Source organism: Mesorhizobium sp. M8A.F.Ca.ET.021.01.1.1, from assembly GCF_003998025.1.
Classification (GTDB): domain Bacteria; phylum Pseudomonadota; class Alphaproteobacteria; order Rhizobiales; family Rhizobiaceae; genus Mesorhizobium.
In genome coordinates this window covers 1-2,580 of the sequence record NZ_RZSJ01000735.1, presented here as the reverse complement: position 1 = coordinate 2,580, position 2,580 = coordinate 1, and the positions used below count along the sequence as shown (strand labels likewise).

The window sequence follows — 2,580 nt, the reverse complement described above, 5'->3', positions numbered from 1 at the left end:
TGCCCCGGTACGCCGGCCTGCGCGTCCGGCCGCATCGCCACCCGCGACATCGCCGAGACGATCGCCACCGAAAACGCCGACATCCTCGATCCCTCCCTCATCCTGCACATTTCCGGCTGCGCCAAGGGCTGCGCGCATCCCGGCCCGGCGGCGCTGACTTTGGTCGGCGGCGAAAACGGAGCCGGACTTGTCGTGAACGCGACGGCAAAGGCTCTTCCTGCCGGCTACAGGCCGGGCTATGACGCCGCGCGCGGCATCGGCCGCGTCGCCGCGGTGATCCGCTGCGCTCGATATCAGGGCGAGACCGCCGCCGCTTGCCTGACAAGGCTGGGCACGGCCGGCATCGCCGAGACTTACCAACGGGCCCAACCTTACCAACGGAAATGAGCATGGCCGCCTACGACTACATCCACGACGGCACGGCGATCTACGAACGTTCCTTCGCCATCATTCGCGCCGAGGCTGATCTCTCGCGCTTCTCGGAGGCCGAGGCCGATGTCGCCATCCGCATGATCCATGCCTGCGGCCAGGTCGAAGCCGCCAGGAATTTTGTCTTCTCCTCCGATTTCGTCACCGCCGCCCGCAAAGCCCTGGCGGCGGGCGCGCCGATCTTCTGCGACGCGGAGATGGTTTCGCATGGCGTCACCCGCGCCCGGCTGCCGGCCGGCAATGAGGTGATCTGCACCTTGCGCGACCCGCGCACGCACGACATCGCCAGGGAGATCGGCAACACCCGCTCGGCCGCCGCGATCGACCTGTGGGGCGGGCGCATGGCCGGTTCGGTCGTCGCCATCGGCAATGCGCCAACCGCGCTCTTCTACCTCCTGGAGAAGCTGCGCGATGGCGCGCCCAAGCCAGCTGCGATCATCGGCATGCCGGTCGGTTTTGTCGGTGCCGCCGAATCCAAGGACGCGCTGGCCGAGAATTCCTATGGCGTGCCCTACGCCATCGTGCGCGGCAGGCTTGGCGGCAGCGCCATGACCGCCGCCGCGCTCAATTCACTGGCGAGGCCCGGCCTGTGAACGCGATTTCCAAAGGCAGGCTCGTCGGTGTCGGCACCGGTCCCGGCGACCCCGAATTGCTGACGCTGAAGGCCGCGCGAGCCTTGGCCGAGGCCGATGTCGTGGCCTATTTCGCCAAGCGCGGCAACAACAGCAATGCGCGCGCCATCGTCGAGGCGCGCTTCCGGCCCGACATGCTGGAACTGCCGCTGCTCTATCCCGTCACCACCGAAATCGACAAGGATCACGACGACTACCGCTCGCAGATATCAGGTTTCTACGAGGAATCGGCCGACAAGGTCGCCGAGCACCTAGATGCTGGCCGGATGGTCGCCGTGCTGTCCGAAGGCGACCCGCTGTTCTACGGCTCTTATATGCACCTGCACGTCCGTCTCGCCAATCGTTTCCCGACCGAAGTCATTCCCGGCATCACCGCCATGTCCGGCTGCTGGTCGCAGACCGGTGTGCCGATCGTCCAGGGTGACGACGTGCTGACCGTGCTGCCCGGCACGATGAGCGAGTTCGAGCTGACACGCCGGCTCGCCGACACCGACGCCGCCGTCATCATGAAGGTCGGCCGCAACCTGCCCAAGATCCGGCGGGCGCTGGAAGCGACCGGAAAGCTGACGCGCGCCGTCTATGTCGAGCGCGGCACCATGGCCGGCAGCGTCTCGATGCGGCTTGCCGACAAGCCGGACGACAAGGCGCCCTACTTCGCCATCGTGCTGGTCGCCGGCTGGTCCGGCCGCCCGACTGGAGCGCAGGCATGAGCGGCCGTCTCACCGTCATCGGCCTCGGCCCCGGCAATGCCGACCAGGTCACGCCGCAAGCCAGCCGCGCTGTCGCCGAGGCGAAATTCTTCTACGGCTACAAGCCTTATCTCGACCGGCTTGATCTGCGCCCCGACCAGACCCGCGTCGCTTCGGACAATCGCGAGGAACTCGCCCGTTCCAAGGATGCCCTGACCAAGGCCGCCGAAGGCCACGACGTCGCCGTGGTGTCCGGCGGCGATCCCGGCGTCTTTGCCATGGCCGCCGCCGTCTGCGAGGCGATCGAGGCCGGTCCGGCCGAATGGCGTGCGGTCGATGTCGCCGTGGTGCCTGGCGTCACCGCCATGCTGGCGGTCGCCGCCCGCATCGGTGCGCCGCTCGGCCACGACTTCTGCGCCATTTCGCTGTCCGACAATCTGAAGCCTTGGGATTTGATCGAACTGCGTCTTCTGGCGGCGGCTGGCGCCGGCTTCGTCATCGCGCTCTATAACCCGATCAGCAAGGCGCGTCCCTGGCAGCTTGGCCGCGCCTTCGAATGCCTGACCGCCATCCTGCCCGGCACGACGCCGGTGATCTTCGGCCGTGCCGCGGGCCGGCCAGACGAGCGCATCGAGGTCTATCTGCTGGCCGACGTCGACGCTGAAAAGGCCGACATGGCGACCTGCATCATCATCGGTTCGCCGGAGACCCGGATCATCAAGCGCGGCGACAAACCGGCGCTGGTCTACACGCCGCGCTCGGCGTCGGGTTCGACGAAATGATCGATCATGGCGGCCAGCGCTTCGACGGTTTCAGCCGAAGGCACCTCC

At 67.4% G+C, this 2,580-nt stretch carries 3 protein-coding genes and 2 pseudogenes; 4 read left to right on the top strand and 1 reads right to left on the bottom strand.

Annotation, left to right across the window (positions count from 1 at the left end; all coding sequences use genetic code 11):
• The 4 genes and pseudogenes from EOA36_RS33075 to EOA36_RS33060 all read left to right on the top strand — a co-directional run.
• Nucleotides 1–466, top strand: a pseudogene (locus EOA36_RS33075) (hypothetical protein); the annotation flags it as partial.
• Nucleotides 390–1,022: a precorrin-8X methylmutase gene (locus EOA36_RS33070; protein ID WP_127280971.1), complete on the top strand. Its 633-nt coding sequence runs from the start codon at nucleotides 390–392 to the stop codon at nucleotides 1,020–1,022. The pseudogene EOA36_RS33075 and the gene EOA36_RS33070, both read left to right, overlap by 77 nt.
• Nucleotides 1,019–1,771, top strand: a complete 753-nt coding sequence (locus tag EOA36_RS33065) for a precorrin-2 C(20)-methyltransferase (protein WP_127280970.1) — start codon at nucleotides 1,019–1,021, stop codon at nucleotides 1,769–1,771. Before EOA36_RS33070 ends, EOA36_RS33065 begins: the two co-directional genes overlap by 4 nt.
• On the top strand, nucleotides 1,768–2,532 hold the full coding sequence (locus EOA36_RS33060) for a precorrin-3B C(17)-methyltransferase (RefSeq protein WP_127280969.1): 765 nt from the start codon (nucleotides 1,768–1,770) through the stop codon (nucleotides 2,530–2,532). Before EOA36_RS33065 ends, EOA36_RS33060 begins: the two co-directional genes overlap by 4 nt.
• Here the strand turns inward: EOA36_RS33060 and EOA36_RS38995 are convergent.
• Nucleotides 2,496–2,580, bottom strand: a pseudogene (locus EOA36_RS38995) (cobalt-precorrin-6A reductase); the annotation flags it as partial. The gene EOA36_RS33060 and the pseudogene EOA36_RS38995 sit on opposite strands and share 37 nt — an antisense overlap.

What these genes read in the sequence shown, in the direction of transcription:
- EOA36_RS33060 (WP_127280969.1), top strand. Translation starts at nt 1,768, where the DNA reads ATGAGCGGCCGTCTCACCGTCATCGGCCTCGGCCCCGGCAATGCCGAC.
- EOA36_RS33070 (WP_127280971.1), top strand. Translation starts at nt 390, where the DNA reads ATGGCCGCCTACGACTACATCCACGACGGCACGGCGATCTACGAACGT.